The organism is Mycolicibacterium neoaurum ATCC 25795, from assembly GCF_000691525.1.
In the GTDB taxonomy this organism is placed as follows: domain Bacteria; phylum Actinomycetota; class Actinomycetes; order Mycobacteriales; family Mycobacteriaceae; genus Mycobacterium; species Mycobacterium neoaurum.
Genome location: NZ_JMDW01000037.1, coordinates 1 through 1,052 on the forward strand (window position 1 = coordinate 1; position 1,052 = coordinate 1,052).

The following is a 1,052-nucleotide window of genomic DNA, read 5'->3' on the forward strand; positions in this document are numbered from 1 at the left end:
CTGGGGCGGTTGGTGGATTGTCCGCGCCCGGTGGTCGATGACGAGGTCCTGTTGGGTGTGTTGGTCGCGGCGGTGTCGGCCCGCAACCTGCTGGATGTCGTGATCGCCTCGGCGGTGGCCGCGGCCGAGCGGATCGGTGTGCCGGGTCGGCGGCACCTACGCACGGGCACCGATCTGCTGCGCCTGGTGGGTATGGCTCCGGGTGCGGCGGCGCGGGCGGTGCGGGTGGGCCGGAGGGCACCTGGGTTGCCGGCGCTGACGACCGCGCAGCGGGTGGGTGGGATCGGTATCGAGTTCGCCGACGCCGTCGGCAAAGGCGTCACGCATATCGAATCGCGGGTGGCGTTGTCCGTTGACGATCGGGCGGCGGTGGTGACCAAACTGATGGTGCAGACCACCCCGGCTGAGGTGGCCGCGAAGGCCCGCGCGATCGCCCTCGACCGGATCGCGGCGCTACCGGTCGAGCAGCGTGTGGTGCCGGTCGCCGAGGACACCACGTTGAATGAGATGACCGTGGTGCAGAACGGCGAGGGCCGGTTCGAGGCCACCCTCGACCTGGACGTGACGACCGGGGAAGAGCTGTGTGCGGCGTTGGATCCGTTGTGCCGACCGGTCCCGCTCCCCGATGGGTCGCCGGACCCACGATCAATCAGCGTCCGGCGGGCCGAGGCGATCGGGCAGGTACTGCGCACCTATCTGTCGCAGTCGGCGCGTCCGATGTCTGGTGGGGTGCTGCCCCACGTCACCCTCATCCGGCCGGGCGTCGCGGCAGCGGGCGGGGACGAGGCGGTGGACCGCCTCGGGTTCGGTGGACCGGTCTCCGCGGCGACCGCGGACCGGATCGCGTGTGACAGCACGTTGACGTCGGTAATCGTCGACCATTCCGGTGTGCCGCTGGATGTCGGGCGTGCCGAAAGACTGTTCACCCCGGCGATCCGTAAAGCGTTGGCCGTCCGCGATGGTGGGTGTGCCCATCCGGGGTGCGGGCGGCCGGTGTCGTGGTGCGACGCCCACCACATCCAACCCTGGAGCCAGGGCGGCGAGACCAGCCT

Annotated in this window: 1 protein-coding gene; it reads left to right on the forward strand. The window is 70.7% G+C overall.

The features are described from left to right. Nucleotides 1–1,052: HNH endonuclease (locus IC40_RS0126310; protein WP_036470888.1), on the forward strand; the 1,052-nt coding region annotated here is incomplete at both ends.